The sequence below is a fragment of the Spartinivicinus poritis genome (assembly GCF_028858535.1).
GTDB lineage: Bacteria > Pseudomonadota > Gammaproteobacteria > Pseudomonadales > Zooshikellaceae > Spartinivicinus > Spartinivicinus poritis.
The window spans coordinates 68,396-87,387 of record NZ_JAPMOU010000027.1 but is presented as its reverse complement, the minus strand read 5'-3'; the positions used below and the strand labels follow the sequence as shown (position 1 = coordinate 87,387).

At 37.5% G+C, this 18,992-nt stretch carries 15 protein-coding genes; 6 read left to right on the top strand and 9 right to left on the bottom strand.

What is annotated here, in order from left to right; translation table 11 throughout:
* Nucleotides 1–346 precede the first annotated feature (346 nt).
* Nucleotides 347–1,591, top strand: coding sequence for a protein-tyrosine phosphatase family protein (locus ORQ98_RS18950; RefSeq protein WP_274690382.1), 1,245 nt, complete (start codon nt 347–349; stop codon nt 1,589–1,591).
* Nucleotides 1,592–1,684: 93 nt separating this feature from the next.
* Here ORQ98_RS18950 and ORQ98_RS18945 read toward each other — a convergent pair whose 3' ends face one another.
* The 7 genes from ORQ98_RS18945 to ORQ98_RS18915 all read right to left on the bottom strand — a co-directional run bounded on the left by ORQ98_RS18945 (nt 1,685) and on the right by ORQ98_RS18915 (nt 9,600).
* Entirely contained in the window at nt 1,685–2,983 is a 1,299-nt protein-coding gene (locus ORQ98_RS18945) for an OprD family outer membrane porin (protein WP_274690381.1), read from the bottom strand.
* 368 nt (nt 2,984–3,351) lie between these two features.
* Nucleotides 3,352–3,828, bottom strand: coding sequence for an Rrf2 family transcriptional regulator (locus ORQ98_RS18940; protein ID WP_274690380.1), 477 nt, complete (start codon nt 3,826–3,828; stop codon nt 3,352–3,354).
* A 324-nt stretch (nt 3,829–4,152) separates the two neighbouring features.
* Nucleotides 4,153–4,998, bottom strand: a complete 846-nt coding sequence (locus ORQ98_RS18935; protein ID WP_274690379.1) for a mechanosensitive ion channel family protein — start codon at nt 4,996–4,998, stop codon at nt 4,153–4,155.
* Nucleotides 4,999–5,030: 32 nt separating this feature from the next.
* Entirely contained in the window at nt 5,031–5,870 is an 840-nt protein-coding gene (locus tag ORQ98_RS18930) for a hypothetical protein (RefSeq protein WP_274690378.1), read from the bottom strand.
* 79 nt (nt 5,871–5,949) lie between these two features.
* Nucleotides 5,950–7,041 (bottom strand): zinc-binding metallopeptidase family protein, encoded by a 1,092-nt coding sequence (locus ORQ98_RS18925; RefSeq protein WP_274690377.1) that lies wholly within the window; start codon nt 7,039–7,041, stop codon nt 5,950–5,952.
* 146 nt (nt 7,042–7,187) lie between these two features.
* Entirely contained in the window at nt 7,188–8,558 is a 1,371-nt protein-coding gene (locus ORQ98_RS18920) for a dicarboxylate/amino acid:cation symporter (RefSeq protein ID WP_274690376.1), read from the bottom strand.
* A 19-nt stretch (nt 8,559–8,577) separates the two neighbouring features.
* Nucleotides 8,578–9,600: a DUF21 domain-containing protein gene (locus tag ORQ98_RS18915; RefSeq protein WP_274690375.1), complete on the bottom strand. Its 1,023-nt coding sequence runs from the start codon at nt 9,598–9,600 to the stop codon at nt 8,578–8,580.
* A gap of 275 nt (nt 9,601–9,875) precedes the next feature.
* Here ORQ98_RS18915 and ORQ98_RS18910 point away from each other — a divergent pair, with 275 nt between their 5' ends.
* Nucleotides 9,876–11,489, top strand: a complete 1,614-nt coding sequence (locus ORQ98_RS18910; protein WP_274690374.1) for a Na/Pi cotransporter family protein — start codon at nt 9,876–9,878, stop codon at nt 11,487–11,489.
* 156 nt (nt 11,490–11,645) lie between these two features.
* Here the strand turns inward: ORQ98_RS18910 and ORQ98_RS18905 are convergent, their stop codons facing one another.
* The gene (locus tag ORQ98_RS18905; protein ID WP_274690373.1) at nt 11,646–13,484 is read right to left on the bottom strand and encodes a Hint domain-containing protein; all 1,839 of its coding nucleotides are present in this window, start codon (nt 13,482–13,484) and stop codon (nt 11,646–11,648) included.
* A gap of 447 nt (nt 13,485–13,931) precedes the next feature.
* Between ORQ98_RS18905 and ORQ98_RS18900 the strand changes: the two genes are divergently transcribed.
* Nucleotides 13,932–14,351: a GFA family protein gene (locus ORQ98_RS18900; RefSeq protein ID WP_274690372.1), complete on the top strand. Its 420-nt coding sequence runs from the start codon at nt 13,932–13,934 to the stop codon at nt 14,349–14,351.
* A gap of 73 nt (nt 14,352–14,424) precedes the next feature.
* Here ORQ98_RS18900 and ORQ98_RS18895 read toward each other — a convergent pair whose 3' ends face one another.
* Nucleotides 14,425–16,767, bottom strand: coding sequence for a PPC domain-containing protein (locus ORQ98_RS18895; protein ID WP_274690371.1), 2,343 nt, complete (start codon nt 16,765–16,767; stop codon nt 14,425–14,427).
* Between the two features lie 579 nt (nt 16,768–17,346).
* Between ORQ98_RS18895 and ORQ98_RS18890 the strand changes: the two genes are divergently transcribed.
* The 3 genes from ORQ98_RS18890 to sixA all read left to right on the top strand — a co-directional run bounded on the left by ORQ98_RS18890 (nt 17,347) and on the right by sixA (nt 18,967).
* The gene (locus ORQ98_RS18890) at nt 17,347–17,481 is read left to right on the top strand and encodes a hypothetical protein (RefSeq protein WP_274690370.1); all 135 of its coding nucleotides are present in this window, start codon (nt 17,347–17,349) and stop codon (nt 17,479–17,481) included.
* Between the two features lie 56 nt (nt 17,482–17,537).
* On the top strand, nt 17,538–18,296 hold the full coding sequence (locus tag ORQ98_RS18885) for a transporter substrate-binding domain-containing protein (protein WP_274690369.1): 759 nt from the start codon (nt 17,538–17,540) through the stop codon (nt 18,294–18,296).
* A 221-nt stretch (nt 18,297–18,517) separates the two neighbouring features.
* Nucleotides 18,518–18,967: a phosphohistidine phosphatase SixA gene (gene sixA, locus ORQ98_RS18880; RefSeq protein ID WP_274690368.1), complete on the top strand. Its 450-nt coding sequence runs from the start codon at nt 18,518–18,520 to the stop codon at nt 18,965–18,967.
* Nucleotides 18,968–18,992: the final 25 nt, after the last annotated feature.

Below are 18,992 nucleotides of genomic sequence, written 5' to 3'. Positions count from 1 at the left end.
ACTTAAAAACGTGCTGTCTGAAGTCGAGAGAATATGTCATGTGTAGTATTATGCCAGATTATAGATTTCTAGCTATATTGAAATTGATGACCCTACACTTTTAGGTGGTGGTGTTTATGGCGATCCTTGTTTTGTATTTGAGAAGCACAGATCATTTTAAAAATTAAACCAAATGTAAAGCGACAATAATAAGTTACGCCTTAATACTAAATAATCCATAAGATCAAAATCCTTATACTGATGTATATTAGCAACCTTTGTATTATTACTTAAGATTTGTCTAAAAATTTTAGAGTATTGAGAAGGTAAGGGTTTTTGAATATAGGGTGTATTTGAGGAATGTATTATGACAATTGCTAGTAATTCTCATTTGACTTTAAACCAAATTGCTACTCAGTTAGAGCAACCTGGAGCAAAACTTAGAGTTAACAATGGTGACTTTTATGTCAAGCAGTCAAGTAAATACGGACAGCTTGTTGCCTATTTTAGTGAGAAAGGCTTGGATTTTTTACCTAGTGTGAAAAAACATCAACAAAATAATAAAGCAACTGTTGAGTTATTTAAGCAAGTGGCTGCTGGTTATGGAGTTAATGTAGCTGACTCAGGAAAAAAAACGCTTAGTGCCTCTACGGTTAATTTTGTTTTAGATAATCGTAAACATAATTTTGGTACTATTGCTGGCACTATAGCTGATCGATATGGAGCACAGGTTAGTTCAGATGTTTCGTTTGGTGTTTTTAGAGGTGTTTTTTACGATAGTAATAAAGAAGCAATAGGGGCTCGTTTTGGTGATATTCTTCCCCCTAAACACTCGCAAGTTCATCTAAGTAATGGTCTAGCTGTTCATGCCAATAAAATTAGCATTAAGGATGATATAGCAAGTTTTATACCTAATAAAGGTGAAACATTTGCTATGCAGGCTCCTACAAAGCAAACTAGAAGCACAATAGACACCCAGGCAAATGTATGGAAAATGATTGCAGAACAAAAAATCGGTGTTGTTGTTGATTTAACAAATGCAGTTGATGAGAAGAAAAGAGCAATTCCACAATATCGACCTGTTGAAAATAATGAGCCTAAACCTTTTGGTCAAACTGTAGTTACTAAAATAAAATTGGGAGATTCTTCTCGTGGCCCATTATATGACCAGAAGTTGGCTGATGGTGATATCACTAAAACTAAATATAGTGTGGCTAAGCGCAATGAACAGGCTGGAAGAGCAGATCAAGTTAGAGCAATTAAGTTTCATAAATGGCCTGACCATGGAGTCATTAAACTAGAACAGCTGAGTAGGCTGGTAGAAGTCATTAGTGATGCCAGGGAAAAAAGTACTTCTGGTAATGTACTCGTTCATTGCACGGCAGGTGTTGGACGTACAGGTACAGTGATTACTGCAGAAAAGCTTTATCAGTTGAATAAAACTGATAAGTTAAATTTAGCTAACTATAAAGAGACCGTTGATAACTTAATTGCAGATGGTAGAGTTTCCAGAGGTAAAGCTTATGTGCAAACTGAAGAGCAATATAAGCTTTTGCAAGAATATGCAGCATCTCTTGTACAGGCTGAGTCAGACTATGTGTATTACTCATAATACATAGCATTTAACTAAAAACTGCTACCTATAATGATTAGGCAGCAGTTTTTATTGAAAACATCATACTTTTAGTTTGGCAACCTTCCAATGCTATAACAAATCAAAACTATGGTTAACAATTAACCTAACTTCATCCCGATCGTTATTATCATAATCAGTTCGTAATGTTGCCAGTCTTAGTCTGAATTGCATGCCTTTTAAGGAACCACTTTGCAGGGTATAGCGTGCTTCGATATCTCGCTCCCATTCTTCACCTCGACTGGACTCACCGCTGATACCAACTGCTGCCTGAGAAATGCTAGAGTCTAAGTCAATGTTATCCCCTTTGATGTAACGGGTCATAAAGCTTAACCCAGGAATACCCACGCCAGTGAAATCGTAGTCAAACCGTACTTGCCAGCTGCGTTCATCTTCATTATTAAAGTCGTATAGCTGGGCTGAGTTTGCCAGAAAAATTGAGTCAGATTCGGCTATGTAGTCATATAAATAGTCACCAGTGACCGTTTGATAAGCAACCGTTACGCCTGCACCGCCTTTGCTTAATTTAAATCTGGCACTGCTTGATTTATTGTCACGGTCAGTGTAGTTAGGGTCGTTTGGGTCGCCATCATTAATGGTACGATAATGAACCAAGTCCATAGTTAAGGCTACATCATCAGTTAAGGCAAAATGTTGGTTATAGTTGTAATAAAATTGTTTCCAGATATCGTCGTATTTTGAGGTATGAAAACTAATACTGGATGTGTCGCTTAAATTATAGTCAAAACCAACAAAACTGATACTATCTGACTCGCCATTAAAGCCGTATTCTGTTGTCTTACCTGCTGTGCTGAATGATTCAAAGTTGCTACTGGCTTTGTCTTTAACTTCGGTGAAACGTCCGCCACTGATGGTTAAATTTTTAATATCATTTGATTGGATGCTAATACCTTTAAAAGACTGTGGTTGGGCTCGTGAGTCGCCATAATAAAGCAGTGGTGAGGTAGTTAATTGACGTCCCCACTTGATTTCAGTTTCAGCAAATTTGGCTTTAAGTAACGCAATACCAAGAGATGCATAACTTTCTGAGTCATCATCATCTGTATTCAGTAGTAAGCCTGTATCGGCAGTGCCTTTACCTGAATCCAGTTTTAAGGTGCTGAAAATAGAAGCATCTACCCCGATAAAATCTGCAAAGTAGCCAGATTCATAATTAAGGAAAAAAGATTGTGCCCATTCTTCACTGTAACTTTGCTCGTCGGAGCCATTAGTACGAAAGTCTCGATTAAAATAATAATTTCGTAGTTGTAGATTTAGTTTTGAATCATCAATAAATGACTCAGCAACAGCCCCAGCTATTGTTAGCAACTGGGTCGCACACAATGTGGTGCCTACAAAATATTTATTCAACTTGGTTACTCCTGATATCTATAGGTTTAAGGCCATTTATAAGCGATTGTTGCCAGATATTTATGATAAATTTTCAGTTATTTATTGGTTATATTCATCTGCTGTTTATACCCTTCTACTTGGCTTCAGAAACAATCTCTCTTTGTGGAGGGGGGAGTTCAAAAGTAAGAAATCTTTATAGCTGCTATAGTGTAAAATAGTTTTATAAAATTAACAGCATTTATATTACTTTAAATTTTTTATATGCAGATACTAGTTTGGTTATATAATCGTATACAGCATTGATTATTAGTGTCGTATACTATTGGTATCTCTGGTTCTAAATGATTTGTATCGTGATAATGTAGGACAAATAAAGGGGAGACTCATTAACTTTTCTGAATTAGCCGTATATTGAGGCTTTTCTGCATAAATTTATCGGTGACTAAATCTGCTAAAGTATACTGCTCAAGTGAGTTGATAAATGCCATTTGCGCTTCACGCAGAATTCCCTTAAGTGTGCATTGAGGGTTAAGACGACATTCTTCTTTTTCGCAATTAATTAGAGGAGAAAGGCCCTCTATTTCTCTGATAACATTACCCAAATTAATTTCAGAAGGATCACAAGCAAGCTCAAAGCCACCATTTTTGCCCTTGTAGGTTTTGATATAGTTAAGCTTGGCTAGATTATGTACAACTTTGCGCATATGCTCAACCGAGACATGATAGAATGCAGCGACGCTTGCCATCGTAATTAATTGTTCACGATTAACTGACGCGTAAAGCAAAACGCGGATTGAGTAATCAGTAAAGCGGTTTAGCTGCATATTAGGTAACTTACCGGGTGTTAATGTTAACAACACCATTCTATCCTATCTTACAGTCGTGTTGTATGGTTTTTGGCTTGTTAAATGCTGTCTATACTTGTTTGCAGTCATCTACGTTGGGTTGACTAGGTTAAAGGCTTCATCAGCTATTATTGATTTGGTTGCTTCAGCTATGTTTAATAAGCCTTGGTAGGTTCAAGGTTTGAAGGGAGAGCAATAAAAGCGCATGTTAGAGAGAGCAGCAGCTTGATTAACCGTTATGGGTATATTGGGTCTTAAGCTTCTCTGTACTATTCATACTGGTTATATATTGCTCTATGTGGTAAGGCTTCAATAAACGCTATTGGCAAGAGATAGCAAATGTCAAGTCTGACATGGGTTGTCTTCGCAAGGCAAATTAGTCTGCTGGGTAATAGGAAAAGGTATTGTCTCTAAACCAGTATAAATCGTGCGATGTGGAAATGGGATTTCAATGTTGTTTTCGTCAAATGCACTTTTAACTCGTTGGATCATGCCATTTTTTAATGCTAAAAAATCTTCGCGTTTTGCCCAGACTGAAAGTTGAATATTAATGGCTGAATCTCCAAAACCTTGCAATAAATAAAGAGGCTCTGGGTCTTCTAAACACAACTGAAAGTCATCAGCTACTTTTAATAGTACTTTTTTAACTTTGGTTAAGTCCTCTTTATAAGCAACGCCAACTACTAGATCAAAACGACGAATTGGGAATCGGGTGAGGGTAGTTACCTCAGACTTTATGATGGTTTCGTTAGGAATTCTTACAAATAGGTTATCAAAAGTACGTAGTTTTATTGATAATAAGTCAATAGCAAGCACTTCTCCAGTGGTTGAACCAACTTTTATTACATCGCCTACACCAAAAGGCTTTTCACCAAGTAAAAACAAGCCACTGATTATATTAGAGGCAGAAGTTTGCGAGGCAAATCCAATTGCAACTGATAAGATACCTGCAGCGCCAAGAATAACACCTAAATCAACATTAATTTGTTGTAGAGCAGTAATGATAAAAAGTACAATAATCAGGTAATAACTGATTCGTTGAAACAGAAGTGATTGATGCTTGGTTAGCTTATCTTTGCTTAATGTGGCAATCGCTTTAGTTGCCAGTTTAGCTAAAATAAAGCCAACAATAATAAAAGCAATGCTGATGAATATTTGATTAAAGCTTAAGTTTCGTAGAGTGTCCATAGCTGCACAAAATAGTATTTTAATAAAGTTAATTATGAAAAGAATACATCATATGCTCGGGTAATAAACTTTTCTTCGATGGGTTTGCGTGGGTCAGATACTTTTTCCCATTGTTGAAACTGAGGGGTGGGCTCATTACTGGTATTATTGGGCTTTTCAATAGGGGTAGTATTGTTGGTTGTAGATAGTTTAATCTGATTACTGTTTTTTAATTTAACCAGTGTTACACCTGAAGCCAAAAATAAACCGTTATTATTACGGTATAAGCCTAATGCAGGTACAGGTATATTAATTTTTTCAATTTTTAAAATGTCTGGCTGATTGTTAATTATTGATACAGGAACTATCGCTCGATAAGGCTTTAGCGTTAATGATTCTTGGTTGACCAACGCATGGGTTTTGCTAGCATAACAAAGTTCACCTTCTAAGGTACTGGGGCCAAACCAGGTATTTGATAACTCACGGATAGGTAATTCACATAGGGTTATATAATCGTCCTTATTGTTTTTTACACTTTCTATTGTGGGTTTTTTAACACTAACTCGAAGCCATAGTGCTACGCTGACATAAAGGGTAATTTGTTCCTCTGGCATTAAAGTGATATTGACAATCGGTTTGGCTACCAAGTTACGATCTGGCAATATAGGTGTAATTGTCAAGTCTTTATGGGTGCGACTAAAGACAAATCGCTTAAAATTGTCATCGTCTGTTAAACTACATTCGCCACACCAAGTTGACACCTCATTGAGTTCAGCTTCTGGGTTTAAATTAAAGTGTTTGTAATGAACTTGCCATTCATGCGGTTGCCGCTTCAAACTAAATAGCAATGTACCAAAGTCCCAGGCTTGATTTTTCCCCATAGCGAAAGTCATTTCACCCCACCACCTGGTGGAAGTGCTGGGTTCTAATTCAAGTTGTTTAGTGTTGGCATTTATATGCATAGTGTATAGGCTATATCTGAGCTAATGTTTTTAAAGCATGAAGAAATGCATTAACTGATGTTATTGGTGCTGATTCCATCATGGTATGATAACCCGATGTAGGGATTTGTAAGGTGGTACCGTCTACCAAACCGTTAGAGGCAGCAATAATTCTGCCCATCTCTGTTGAGCCTATTGAGTTGGGAGCTTCGCCTCGTGCTACTAACGCTGTATTATTCTGTTCTACATACTGGTCTTTAAAGAGAGCTTCAATGTTGTGCTGTTGGCAGAGTGATACTAACTGTTGGGTTAAAACTTGATTAAATAATGCATTGGCGTCTTTATTTCTTAACACTAGGTGTTGCTGTTTAGCACTTGCTAAATCTTTGAATGGGCTAGTGTCTACTACAATCAACTGATTAGTAGAACTACCAAACCGACGAAACCATTCCAACAAATAACGCCAGCTTTTCCCTACCTCTTCTTGTGCAGTGAAAAAAGCGGTTCCTTGAAACCCTAGCTCAAATAAATAAACGAGCGCTGCTGCTGTTAATACATTATCTAGTTGACCAATTAGCGCTTCTGATGTGACAGTTAACTTATCAGTGAAGGCAATAGGAGTACCGGCTACTAAATGTTTTAGGCCACTTAACTCGAAGATTAAGTTATTACGAAATTCACAAATGTAAGTGCCACAAATTTGGCCTTTGCCTCGATAAGTACCTGACCAGGGCTCATATGCATAAACAGGGGTATCTTGAAAACGATCAGATATCTTTTGCATTAGTTGTTCGCTTACTGAGTTGCCTAGTAAGTCAGAGCGGGCACCTGCAATAAAAGCTGCATATTGAAACTCATTGGGGCCTGTACATACTAAGCCATGTCGATCAATATGAGCAGAAAACATCAGGCTGTTGGGGGCGCTTCCTTGGGCAACTAAGACGCCTTCATACCAGGTAACATGAGCACCACGCTCTTCAAGTTCGCGTTGTAATACACGAAAGAAGGAGTGTTCTGCACCTACGACAGAAGGGTTACGAATGAGTAATGAGAGTAAGTCCAAAAAAGAAGCTGGAAGGCAGGTTTCCGAACTGTTCCATGGTGATAAATGGTGATTTGCCATCAGTTTTTATTGTCCTAAAAGAAGTAATGAATGCTTAAACAATACTCAGGCCTAAGCAAGACTAATTAGAACTTGTTGGGCACATGTCTACTATAGCCTTATTTATGTTTTAACTAAAAATAGTTTGTGTTGACAATAAATAATTATTAGAGGTGCCCTTGAGTCGTTTGATTGGTATGAGTGATTTCAGCTATTCGCTGATTTTCTTTTAAGAAAACGCAGGCAGCTAAATCACCCACCACATTCACTGTTGTGCGCATCATGTCTAAAATACGATCTACTCCCAGTAACAATGCGACACCTGCAGAAGGAATACCGACTGACTCTAAAATCATCGCTAAAATAATAATGCCAGCACCGGGTGTGGCAGGTGAACCAATAGAAGCAGCAACACTCATGAAAACAACCAAAGCATAGCTCATGGTATCGAGTTGTACCGAGAATACCTGAGAGAGAAATACAACGGCTATAGATTGATACAATGCAGTACCAGTCATATTGACTGTTGCACCCAAGGGAATAACAAATTTGGCAATGTGAGGAGGCACATGCAGTTTGTTTTCTGCCGTTTCTAGTGAGAGTGGCATGACAGCAGCAGAGCTGGAGGTAGAAAATGCCATTAATAAGAGTTCTTTAGATTCTTTAATAAAGTGCTTAGGTATAATGCCGCTGGCTGTTTTGATAAAAAATAGATAACAACCAAGTAATATCCCTAGACCCAAAATGACGGTTATCATATAAACGAACATGCCGGCGAGTATTTCAATACCAACCATAGCCGTTAACCGGGCAACCAGACCAAATACGGCATAAGGTGCAAGAATCATTGCCCAGGATACTATTTTCATGCATAGTTCTTGAATAGAAATCAGTAAATTAAAAATAGGCTCGCTTTTTTTTGTGGCTAGATTAAGTAGGGCAACACCAATAATCATGGCAAACAGAATAACCTGTAACATTTCACCATTTACCATAGATTGAGCAGGATTGACTGGCAGTAAACTAAGCAACGTTTGTGGTATTTCAGCAAAAGATGGCATTTGCATTGTTTTGCTGGCAGCAGCTGGTGCTGGTTCGCTCATCAGGCTGGTTTTTACCGCTTCGCGGTCTACAAACTCACCGGGATTTATAACCCCTGCAATAGTTAACCCAATAACTGAAGCAATAGCGGTGGTTACAACAAAAAAAAGCCCGCAACGAATGCCCATTCGCTTCAACGTTTCTAAGTCAGAAGTAGATGCTAAACCGCGAATAATAGAAGTAAATACTAATGGCACGACAATCATTTGTACCATGGCGATAAATAGTTTACCTGGTAGAGCCAGCCAGCCAACGATTACCAATGAATTTTCTTTTGAAAGAAAAGCAAGGTCAGGGCCTAGTAAGATACCTGTTAGTATTCCCAAGCCAAGGCCTATTAACACTTTTACCCATAGCCTGCCTTCGATTAACCTAGCTAAGGCATCAGGAATTAAGCGAAACGAGGGAAACTGTTTTTCTAGCTGACTAAGGCTCATGTTATTTTCTCAATATACTCTATATTTGTTCTGGTGTGGGTTTATGGGGAGATGTACTTATAATGCCTTCAAGCAGTCTGCTCAAAATATCGGAGCCAGTAACAATTCGTTTATTTGTACCCCATAATAGTATTACGTCGTTTACTAATAAGTCTCCCCATGCTTTCCACTGGCTGATCAGGTGCCCCAGTTGTGTATGACTATCTTTAATAATAAGTGGTTTTAATACATAACTATTAGGGTCAAACGGAGAATCATCAAATAACGCGCCGCTGGTAAAACGATAAGCGTTAATGATTGCTTGGGGTGTTTGGGTTTCATCAACAATGATAATCCACTTTTTTTTAGCGCTTCGTAATGACTTAAGAAAAGGATCACTTTTTTCACAAGTAATATCTGGAAATATAGGTTTACCATTTTTAAAAGGTAGCGTAATAATACTTTTGGAGCTGATTATTTCCCCTTCGTCTTTTACTGGAATATCATCAAGTGCTAAGAAATTAATAACACCTATACCTTCAATATGACTTATATTAGACTTAAAAGAAGCAACATGTAATTTGATGAGCTGATAAAAGTCTTCTTCTTGAAAGTAATTAATTGATTCAGGGCCAATCCAGCAATCAAGTAACTTTCCTGTTGGTGTAGCAACTGGATAAAGTAAAGTTTGATAGAGCTTTAAAACAGGTGCAAAGAATGAGGCTGCTTTAATAGCATGTCGAGAAAAGTATGCCTGTGGCATAATCTCACCTAATATGGTAATAACCACTGTTGAAAATAAAAATGCTGAAACTCCAGCAAGTAAACTATCAGACAAAAGTGTTAACAATACGTTAACACCCACATTACCCCAAAGAATAGTAGCTAAAAGTCGATTAGAGTCTTTACGTAGTGTAAGTATTTGCTTGGCTTGTTCATTTCCTTTTGCTGCTTCCATTTCAAGCCGCAAGCGAGTAATACTAAAAAAAGCCAGATTCAGACCAGAAAACATAGCTGACTGAGTGATGCAGACAAGCACACCCAGCCCTATCAATAAATCCATGGGATAACCCTTAAGTCTTGCATTAGATATAGGAAATGTATCCAGGGTAGTGTTAGTTTTAGCAAACTAAATATCAAAAATTTGCAATAAAACATTCATGATTTTTCCTTGTTTTCTCTGGTTAAGATTAGCTTTACATTTTTCATAGGTGAGCTAATAACGTATGACTATAATAGCCAACTTATAATTTAACCATGTTAAAAATATTGATTGTCGTTAATAGAAACAAATACCAGTGTGGTAGCCAAAGCAAAAGGTATATTTAGGAGAAAAAGGTGATCTTTAATCTAGTAGGATCATTAGGTTTATTTTTATTGGGTATGTGGCTAATGACCGAGGGGCTTAAATTAGCTGGCGGTAGGGCATTAGAACAGTTATTAGCCAAGTGGACATCCAATCGACAACGAGCGTTGTTTTCTGGCATTTTAATAACAGGTTTAGTGCAGTCATCCAGTGCGGTTACTGTTGCAACTATCGGCTTTGTTAATGCTGGTGTACTAACATTTCAACAAACGCTGTGGGTAGTTTTTGGTAGTAATGTAGGCACGACGTTAACAGCTTGGATTGTTACCCTGTTTGGTTTTACGGTTAAAATTGATGCCTTTGCATTTCCTTTAGTGGGCATAGGTGCGGGTTTACGTATTTTTTTTCCTCATGAAAGAGGTAAAGCACTTGGTATGGCACTGGCTGGTTTTGGCCTGCTTTTTATGGGAATTGATGCTCTTAAGGAAAACTTTTCCGGCTATGCTAATCAAATTGATATCACTAGTATTTTATCTGAAAGCGGCCATGAAACTCTGTGGGGGTTGTTTATTGGTTTTCTGCTTACGTTACTGACTCAATCATCAAGTGCAGCCATTGCTATTATTTTAACTGCTGTCGCTAGTGGGGTAGCTGGTGTTCATGTAGCTGCAGCTGCAGTGATTGGTGCCAACGTTGGTACCACCTCTACTGCGCTTATTGCCAGTTTGGGGGCAACTGTTAATGCGAAACGGCTTGCGTGGGCTCATGTGGTTTTCAATATGCTTACTGCAGTGGTTGCCCTTGCTATGTTACCACTGTTTTGGTTAATGGTAACTTGGCTCGCTGATTTTACCGGCACTGAAAGTAACTTAACGACATTGCTGGCTATATTCCACACTCTTTTTAATCTACTTGGCGTGGTGTTGATGTGGCCTATAGAACCTTACCTGTCGCGCTTCTTATTATCACGTTATAACAAGCCAGTAAAAGCTCACTTTAAATCGCATTTAGATGCCAATATTGCCACTGTACCTGACTTAGCTGTCCGGGCAATGGTGTTGGAACTGAACTTGTTGCTTGAAGAAGTGGGGCAATTCAATTTTACTCATGGAAAAAAACAGGAAGAAATACAACAGGTTAAAAGTAGAATCGAGCAAGTTAATGTATTTATTAGCTTATTATTAAAATCCACGCTGGCTAAAGAACAAGGCGAAATAGTCACGGATGGTCTTTCAATAGCGTATCGACTTCACAATGCATGTAAGCTCTATGCTGAAGCTGTCTTTTTATATCAGTCGATCAGCTCTAGTAAGTTGGCTACGGTGGAGCGTTTGCATCAATGGCTAGGGGCTGTTGATCAGGTTTCTCATATATTACATCATTGTGATAGAGAGTTAGATCAGGAGCAATTGGCCGGCTTAATTGAAAAGTATAATGTACTGAAAAAACAGCTTTTTGCAGCAGTTGTGGGTGAAAAAGTAGAAATTCATACAGTAGATGTCTCCTTACAGATTGCAAGTTTAGGTCGTCGGTTTATTGAGCAAATGTCGCAAGCTAATTCGATTTATAAAAACTTGGCTTTAACCGTAGCCGTTGAGCCAGACGAGTCCAGCTCTTCAGTATTAAGTCTACCAGCTGAATCATAAGTGGATTACTGATATGGGTAACAAAGCCCTTTTGCCCTAGGGGTATAAAAATCATTCGCGAAGAGTATATCTGTGTGACTGTTGCTGGTATGAAACAACAACAGTACAAGGGGAGGGTAATAGCCTATACTTCAGAATACTGCAGGCTAGGTATATTTAATCGGATTGTTTGGAGTGATAGTAATCTTGATGCCATTGCTTAGGTAGCAAATTTAGTACTTCTTCTTCTGACATCCATTGGTCCTTATATTCAAACTTTGATTGAATATTATTATCACCGACTAGAACAGAGTTGGCATAAAAAGTCAGCTCTGAAGCTGAGAATGAGTCGACTGTTACATCATCCAAGCCAATAAATAAGTTATATACTTTGCCACTATACTGCTGTTGAGTGACTGATTTGATGGTTTCAATACCATTTTCTGTAAAAAGCTGATCACCAATTTCTAGCTCTTTCACCCAAACCAAGCCTTTATTGTTTGTTGGAATAATATGTTTTTCCGTTGCAACAACTTCAGTATTACTTTCTGTTACAAGTTTATACATTGGGATGTCTTCAGTACCTATGGATAGGTCTTTCACCATGAGTGGTTGCTTTTTATTCTTAGTTGATACCCAGTCTCCTACTTTAATATTTTCGATTTTCTTTTTAGAGCCATCTTGCATTGTGATAAGTGAACCTTCAACCAAACAGGAGTTTCTTACATGAATTGGTGATACATTAAATACATTTAATGTATCATAAATCATTTCTTCATGAGGAAAGCTATCAAATTGATAGCTTTGTTTGACTTTTCTTCTATCCCCTAAGATTGGGTGGTCATGCTCTACATTAATGAGCAATACCCATCTCACTTCATCCATATGCTTAGAGAAACTACCGTTGGCAAAAAATCCCTCATTTTGAGGGATATCCCAGAAAATTTTTGTTAAAGCAAGTTCGTCATCATACTCGACTTTGACATATTTTTGAATATCCAGCTCGGCCAAGGTTTTAAACTGTGCAACCCGGCCATTATCGTTGATCAGGTACATGTTGGTTTTAACTAAACTGGTACCATTTACATTAGCGCCCTCCAGCCCAGTCTCACTAATTATTTTTACACCGGTTAGGTCAACATAAATTTCACCTTTCAAGGGCAAAGTCAGGGCTTTTTCACTTGCATGGCTATACTTCATTTGAGAGTAATCACAGTCAGTACTTTTCCGCTTCAAGCAGAGAACAACTTTGTTATCATTATATACGTTATCGGCTGGATGAAATACGTTTACTTTATGTATACCATTTTTTATCACTCTACCGGGCTCTGCAATAAGTGATAACATTTGTTTGACATTGACTTTGAATTTAGACTCAAATACTTCTGTTGTACCACCATTGTCTATCATATAGATAGATACAGCCTCTAAAAACTTTATATTTTTTCGATGCAAAATATGTAGTTTTTCCCTTTCTATTAAACTGGATACTTGAAGCCGATTATTTTTGGGTAAAGGACCAAAAGCCTCTTTAGAGTTATAAGTGCCTACCTGTGTATCATCATGCATCAGCGATACATCTATAAACCGATAGTCTGCATTTTTCTCTGTAGTGAGTAGCACTGAAAGGTATGAGTAGACTTTTCCAGCAGAATTTAACCCTTTGGGTTGCAATGGAATATGTAGTTTACTGAATTGCTGCTGGGGTGATTCATCAGCACTATCATGAAATATTTTCTTTATTTGTTTTTTTTCGAGCCTTTTCAGCTGTTGAAACAGCTGTGGCGAATTTTCTGGGGTCTTATTAGCTTTTGCTAGACGATCATATATAAATGCCCTTTTGTCTGGATTTGACATATCAACCTGATGAGAAGAATAGTTGGATGATACTGATTCATTTTCATAAATATTATTACTAAGATTTTCCGTGATATTTGCATGGGCAATTGCCGTTATTCCTGAAAAAGCTAAGGCGGCTGCAGCCAGAGCACCAGAAAATTTTCTGATGAAAGTCATCTATCTGTTTCCCCTATATTTTAGTGTTGTGTTAAGGTGAGAGCTTCCTAGCAATTTAATGTCGGCGCTACCACTAGTCGTTATTTGATAGTAGCTATTTGAGTTTTCTGTCAGCCGACAAGAGGAGATCTATTTTAAAGCGTACTATTGGATATTATATGAGTGCCTATTATAAAACAGTTAAACTATAGTCTAATACTTTGTTAATATTTTATTTAATTTTGCTATATAATTCATGGCCTAAAATTTATTCGTAATATAGTTGCCAGTGTTTTGAAACAACAACAATTACTAGAGGTGTCATTTATCTGAAGTCCTACTGACATAATGCTGTCAGTAGCATTGGTTTACAGTCGTTTTATTATCATTCTTGGTCTACATCAGTGGGTAGTCTACTTTTTAGACAAGCTACGTTAGAATAAAGGAAAAAAATTAAGAGGTAGTTCAATGGTTAAATATGAAGGCAGTTGTGGGTGCGGTGATATTAAGTATGCGTTTGAGGGAGAACCTATTAATTCTGCATTTTGTTATTGTAAATCCTGTCAGAAACATACTGGCTCTGATAAGTGGTTTGGACTATGGGTACCCAAAGATAAATTAACTTTTACTAAAGGAAAACCGGCGACGTATACTCGTAAAGGGGATTCTAGTAAGGATATGCATCATCGTTTTTGTGGAAAATGTGGTGCCACCGTATGTGTTGAAGTCACTGTAGCAGGATTTTATTCAGTCTCTGCTTCAACGCTAGATGATAGCTCTAGTTTCTCTCCTAAAATGGCTATTTATACTGCTTCAGCACCTCAATGGGCGGTATTTCCAGAAGGTGTGCCTAAGTTTGATATTTTACCACCAGAGTTTAGTGGATAAGTAGTAGAGGTATCCACCCTCATATAAAGGGTGGATATGCCCTACGCTTTGAGTATAGCTAGTTATGAAGTGACTAACGCACAGCTGCGGTAATCGTGATGCCTTTGTGGGCTGAAACTGCAGGTAGAGTTATTAAGTAGTCTTTACCTGCTTTAGCATTTTTAATCGTTACTTTTTCTGTGTTATCTGGATTAGTAGAGCCAAATACAATATCTGGTCTTGACTCATAGTGTTCCTCATGAGGGAATTGGCCTAAATCAGCTGATACTAATAGGTCAGCATTTCCTGTGCCTCCTTTCATGGTAATTTCCAAAGTTTTTCCTGCATCAGTCTGAGGTAAGCGAATGTAATAGTGCCGGTAGTGGTCTTTATTCGGAGCAGGGGTGACACATAAAGGCTTGTTGTCGAAAATAGCCACATCATGGCTTGGCTTTTGATGAGCGCAGGCCCCCTGGCCATTGTCATGATCGCCATGGTCATCGCCATCACTATCTTGATAGTCTGCAGTGAGTGTTACACCCGAAAAACCTTTATTACTATTTAATAGTACATACCAAGAGCCGGCTAAGCCCATTTTGGGGTTTTTAAATAAGCAAGTTTCGTTTGTACCATGTTCAAGTGGACGGCAGTCAAATTGAGTTAAGTTTGGCTTTTTGTTATGTCTGACATAAAGGTCTACATCACCTTGGCCACCTTCAACCGAAAACTTAAGATTACTGGGTTTTCCATGAACATGGATGGTATACATCTGTTGTTTACCTTGGTTATCACTCAAATTGCTTGCAGGTTTTCCTTTAAATAAAGGCTTTACAGGTAGCTGATTAATATCATCATCGGGAGGAGTCGGTTTATCATTGTCATCCCCATCATCGGGTGGATTGGGTTTGTCATGATCATCGCCATCATCGGGTGGATTGGGTTTATCATGGTCATCGCCATCATCCGGTGGATTCGGTTTATCATGATCATCGCCATCATCAGGAGGAGAAGGGATATCATCATCGGGTTTAGATGGTTTTCCTATGGTATCTTCACTAATATTTTCAGACAGTAAATGGCAGAAAGAAGTGGTGATATAATCCATGCTTTGATGAATTCTTAAGTAATCAATATCGTAGTAGCTTTCTCTAGCCGTTTGTCTGGCTTCATTACGTAGTGTAAAGTTTGCAAAAAGCTTGTGAGTTAGATGGTCCTTGAGTGTTGAAAAGGGGTTGCCACAACTAGTCATTGGCCACGATGAAGGATTGCCTGCTAATAATGCATTTAGCTGATTATTTTCTTTAGCTAGCTCCATTAAAATGGCTAAATCGACAACTTCTCTTAAACGACTAACACCTGTATTCCAATCTAAATCTTGGCGTTTGACTTCTTCCGTTGATAATTTATGTAAAGGTAGTTCATGTTTAGGGTCTAATCCCCATAAGCTTAAGATATCACTCCAATGTGGTGATCCATTATAGCCTGTGGTTTTCCCTTTTTTACTTTCAATTAACTGTTTAATTTTATCTTTAGCTTGTTGGCTTAACACACCTGCTGATGTATCACAATAACTCAGAGCTAAGTACTCTTCCCGCAGGCCATTATAATTAGCTGATTTTCTTGCTCGCTTATGGATGCTACTTGCGACAGCTCCAGCCAGTTTATTGTTAAAAATAGTAAGAGCAGGCCCATATACATGGTTTGGTAAGTGCATAGCTGTACCGGCTTTATCGAAATAATAGTCGGGAATTTTTAATTGGTGAAAACGTTCGCTATTTTGTTGGCCTTGTTTAATGCGGGTTAATGTTACTGCTTGGCGGTTTGTAATTTTTTCATTGCCGCGACCATCATCTGAAAATATACCAGGCCAGTCTAAATATTCTCCCCAAAATGGTCTTGCAGGCTTACCATGGCATTCTTGACAATCTATGTCATTTTTACCCATTTTAGGAGAACCACTACTGAAGTCTAAAGCCCTAAACACCCAGTTCCCGTTATTATCAAGGTGAGCTATGTCGACCATTTCATAACGAGGGTCAGATTTTTTAGTACTGATATTTACCATAAAGCGAGCATCTGAACCAAACATTAATAAGCCTGGATGATTAATATCGGTTTGCCCTAGCGCTCTGGATTTTTCGATAATTGAATAATTTTTATGCATGCTGTCAGGTAGGGCATCAATAAACTCCTTGACATTGCTAATACCTTTTTCCTTTATAAAAGGCATAACCTTATTTATATCTAATGGCATTTTTCCTGTAGGTGAACCAGGGTCAGGATTTGGAATAGGTACAGCAAATTTTTCAGGAGCAGGAGGGCATGTATTTGCATAACTAATTGAGCAAATTGCCGAAACACATAGGCTAAGAAGTAAGGATGGACGAATAAATTTTGATGACTTCGTCACTTTATTATTTAATATTTTTATACGCATATTAGGCTCTCACTTAAGTTTGCTGAATTATATGAAAACCATAAGTAGCTTTTGGTATAACTAGTGCACAATTAATACACGACATATTAGATGTTCTTCTCAAAATATTTATTGTTCAATAAAATTGTGCTGTGAGATAGCTATTTATACATTTAGGGTTATGTGTGTTATAGGATTGTGTATACAAATAACTGTAGAATAAGATTAAAATGTAAGGTCAGGAATGGAAGCAGAGCTGAAGCTTTTCAGCCCATATTTAACTGTCGCTTAGTTAAGTGCTCATGACTGTTATCGCAATAAGAGTAGTGTGCTGAATAATTTTTTATTTAATGAAAAAGAAAAGTTAGAACTGTTTGGGTAGATATTAATTAGTAACTAAAAAACAGAATAGGTGTCAGACTATAAAACTATTTTAAACAGTAAAATAAAAAATTAAGATGAGTTCAAGTCGCTGTTCTTTGTACTGTGGTTTTGGTTTTGCTTTTTATATTTTAGTATAGGTTTTTATTATATGTGATGCGTGTCACATGCGCTTGCGTGAAAAAAGTTATAGAAAGCTATAATTTACAGTTTCTTTACATGCTAATAAGCAAGTTAGAACTGGTATTGTTATGGTTAAAAACAGTGGTAGCTGCGGTTATATTTTTAGATGGAGAGTCTGAAGTTGTACCAGATGATATACCATTGTTTCCAGATGATATGTTTGAAAACTAATTTTAATTGAAAGTCGTATTTTTGTGACTTGAAATTTATTCTACTGGTAACCCTCAATGAAATTTATAAAGTATTTATTTTTTGGCTGCATACTAAGTATTTATGGCATTTGTAATGCAGATTTATTAGAAGATAGAAGCAATGTTTTACGAGTTGGCACTACTGGAGATTATGCGCCTATCAGCTTTTTCGATGAACAAGGAAAATTACAAGGATTTGCCATTGATATGGCCAAGGCATTAGGAAAACACTTAAATAAAGACATTAAGTTTGTTAGAACCTCTTGGCCTACCTTATCACAAGATCTTAAAGCAAATAAATTTGATATTGCAATGGGTGGGATCACTTATACTCCTGCAAGAGCAAAGGATTTTCTATTGACTAGTAAAGTCATTGATAATGGTAAAGTCGCTCTAGTACGTTGTGAATATGTTGAAAATTATTTGAGTGAAGAGTCGATTAATCAAGCTTCGGTGCGTGTTGTTGTTAATCCAGGTGGAACAAATGAGAAGTTTGTAAAGTCACGACTGCTTCAATCACAAGTTATTACTGCATCTGATAATTATGTTCCCTTTAGTATGCTGTTGAGTAATAAAGCTGATGTCATGGTAACAGATCTTATCGAAGCCCGTTATCAAAGTCGATTACACATGGGGAAGCTTTGTGTTGCTAATAGTACACCTTTTGCAGGTACCTCAAGTTATAAAGTGTATATGACACCAAAAACTAATCATAACTTACTGAATAATGTAAATGAGTGGCTAAATGAAACCGATATTGAATCCATAGCGAAAAAGTGGAAAATTGACCCTTAACTTTTGTTGATATGTTATTAATGAAGCATTAGTGATGATTCCTTTAAAGTATGCAGATCAATAACTACTGAAAGCTTATCTATAATGACTTTTTTAGGCGGCTATTAGAGTAAAGGGATAGCTGCCTAAGGTTATTTGTTGGCCCCTACGTAGTACAGAGTCTTTAGCTATGCTTATGAAATAAGCAAATGAGACAATTGGTAACTCTAAAGGGTTGAGAAATGAAGCTCTATTTTGTTCAGCATGGGCTTGCCGTTGCTAAGACAGTTGATGAGAAAAGGCCTTTGTCTGAAGTTGGTCTAAATGAATCAAGCAAAGTAGCTATTTTTCTTAAACAGCATAACGTTAAGGTTAATAAAATATGTCATAGTGATAAGTTGCGAGCTAAACAAACAGCAGAAATATTTTCGAAACATTTAAATATTGACAACATTGTTGAGATGTCAGGTATGGCGCCAAACGATGATCCTGGTTTGTTAGTCAATGATCTGCTGGAAGAGCAAGGTATGTATGTGGGGCACTTGCCTAACTTGCAAAAAGTGGTATCCCAGTTAGTGGCAGGTGATCAAGTAAGAGAAGTCATTCAGTTTCAAAACTCTGCCGTTGTTTGCTTGGAAATAGAAGAAGGTAAAGGAAGGGTGTCATGGTATGTACCACCAAGTATGTGTTGAGTTTTAAACAAGGAGTATCTAATGA

Excerpts from the sequence above, each read along its gene's own strand:
- ORQ98_RS18950 (WP_274690382.1), top strand. The coding sequence starts at position 347 with ATGACAATTGCTAGTAATTCTCATTTGACTTTAAACCAAATTGCTACT.
- ORQ98_RS18940 (WP_274690380.1), bottom strand. The coding sequence starts at position 3,828 with ATGGTGTTGTTAACATTAACACCCGGTAAGTTACCTAATATGCAGCTA.
- ORQ98_RS18935 (WP_274690379.1), bottom strand. The coding sequence starts at position 4,998 with ATGGACACTCTACGAAACTTAAGCTTTAATCAAATATTCATCAGCATT.
- ORQ98_RS18930 (WP_274690378.1), bottom strand. The coding sequence starts at position 5,870 with ATGACTTTCGCTATGGGGAAAAATCAAGCCTGGGACTTTGGTACATTG.
- ORQ98_RS18925 (WP_274690377.1), bottom strand. The coding sequence starts at position 7,041 with ATGGCAAATCACCATTTATCACCATGGAACAGTTCGGAAACCTGCCTT.
- ORQ98_RS18920 (WP_274690376.1), bottom strand. The coding sequence starts at position 8,558 with ATGAGCCTTAGTCAGCTAGAAAAACAGTTTCCCTCGTTTCGCTTAATT.
- ORQ98_RS18915 (WP_274690375.1), bottom strand. The coding sequence starts at position 9,600 with ATGGATTTATTGATAGGGCTGGGTGTGCTTGTCTGCATCACTCAGTCA.
- ORQ98_RS18905 (WP_274690373.1), bottom strand. The coding sequence starts at position 13,484 with ATGACTTTCATCAGAAAATTTTCTGGTGCTCTGGCTGCAGCCGCCTTA.
- ORQ98_RS18900 (WP_274690372.1), top strand. The coding sequence starts at position 13,932 with ATGGTTAAATATGAAGGCAGTTGTGGGTGCGGTGATATTAAGTATGCG.
- ORQ98_RS18895 (WP_274690371.1), bottom strand. The coding sequence starts at position 16,767 with ATGCGTATAAAAATATTAAATAATAAAGTGACGAAGTCATCAAAATTT.
- ORQ98_RS18890 (WP_274690370.1), top strand. The coding sequence starts at position 17,347 with ATGCTAATAAGCAAGTTAGAACTGGTATTGTTATGGTTAAAAACAGTG.
- ORQ98_RS18885 (WP_274690369.1), top strand. The coding sequence starts at position 17,538 with ATGAAATTTATAAAGTATTTATTTTTTGGCTGCATACTAAGTATTTAT.
- sixA (WP_274690368.1), top strand. The coding sequence starts at position 18,518 with ATGAAGCTCTATTTTGTTCAGCATGGGCTTGCCGTTGCTAAGACAGTT.